The organism is Rhizobacter sp. P3_B12, from assembly GCF_056402895.1.
On record NZ_JBFUGN010001282.1, the window covers coordinates 1 to 1,424 of the forward strand.

Sequence of the window (1,424 nt, forward strand, 5' to 3'; positions counted from 1 at the left end):
GATCCTGGGCGTGGAGACAAGCGCATGAGCAGAACCTATTTCGGCACCGACGGCATCCGCGGAACCGTCGGCCAATCGCCGATCACCCCCGATTTCATGCTGCGCCTCGGCCATGCCGTCGGCCGGGTGTTGAAGGCCGACATTGCCAAGCCGACGGTGCTGATCGGCAAGGACACGCGGATCTCCGGCTACATGATCGAATCGGCCCTCGAAGCCGGCTTCGCGTCGGCCGGCGTCGACGTGCTGCTCACCGGCCCGCTGCCGACCCCGGGCGTGGCGTATCTCACGCGCGCGCTGCGGCTGGACCTCGGTGTCGTGATCAGCGCCTCGCACAACGCCTACCCCGACAACGGCATCAAGTTCTTCTCGGCACGTGGCGAGAAGCTGCCCGACGAGTGGGAGCAGCGCGTCGAGGCGGCGCTGGAGGAGCCCGCGCAATGGGTCGACTCGGCCCAGCTCGGCAAGGCGCGCCGGCTCGAGGCGGCGCGCGGGCGCTACGTCGAGTTCTGCAAGAGCACCTTCAGCAACGACCTGTCGCTGAAGGGCCTGAAGATCGTCGTCGATGCGGCGCACGGGGCGGGCTACCAATCCGGGCCCGACGTGTTCCACGAACTGGGCGCCGAGGTCATCGCGATCGGCTGCAACCCCGACGGCCTCAACATCAACGCCGGCTTCGGTGCCACCGCGCCGGCCGCCCTGGTCAAGGCGGTGCGCGAGAACCAGGCGGACTATGGGGTCGCGCTCGATGGCGATGCCGACCGCCTGCAGCTGGTCGATGCCGAYGGCCGCCTCTACAACGGCGACGAGCTGCTCTACGTGATGGTGGCCGACCGCCTGGCGCAGGGCCAGCGCGTGCCCGGGGCGGTGGGCACGCTGATGACCAACATGGCGGTCGAGGTGGCGCTGAAGGCGCAGGACATCGAGTTCGTGCGCGCCAAGGTCGGCGACCGCTACGTGCTCGAAGAGCTGGCCGCGCGCGGCTGGCTGCTGGGCGGGGAGGGCTCGGGCCACCTGCTGGCGCTCGACAAGCACACCACCGGCGACGGCATCGTCAGCGCGCTGCAGGTGCTGCAGGCGGTGAGCCGCAGCGGCAAGTCGCTGGCCCAGCTGGTCGAGGCGGTGACGCTGTTCCCGCAGGTGCTGGTGAACGTGCGGCTGAAGCCCGGGCAGGACTGGAAGTCCGCGCCGAAGCTGGCCGAGGCGCAGGCTGCCGTGCTGCGCGAGCTGGGCAACGACGGCCGCCTGCTGATCCGCCCATCCGGCACCGAACCGCTGGTGCGCGTGATGGTCGAGGCCCGCGACGCCGCGCAGGCCAAGGCCTGCGCCGAGCGCCTGGCGGATACCTTGCGCGCCTGAGGCTTACTTCGCGGCCGGAATGAACACGCGGTCGACGATCTGAACGACGCCGTTGCTGGCCTTCAGGT

General features: G+C 70.1%; 1 protein-coding gene. It reads left to right on the plus strand.

The genetic code is table 11. The features are described from left to right. Positions 1–24 precede the first annotated feature (24 nt). Positions 25–1,356, plus strand: coding sequence for a phosphoglucosamine mutase (gene glmM, locus AC1D01_RS34540; protein WP_477874001.1), 1,332 nt, complete (start codon positions 25–27; stop codon positions 1,354–1,356). The last annotated feature ends 68 nt before the right edge of the window (positions 1,357–1,424 follow it).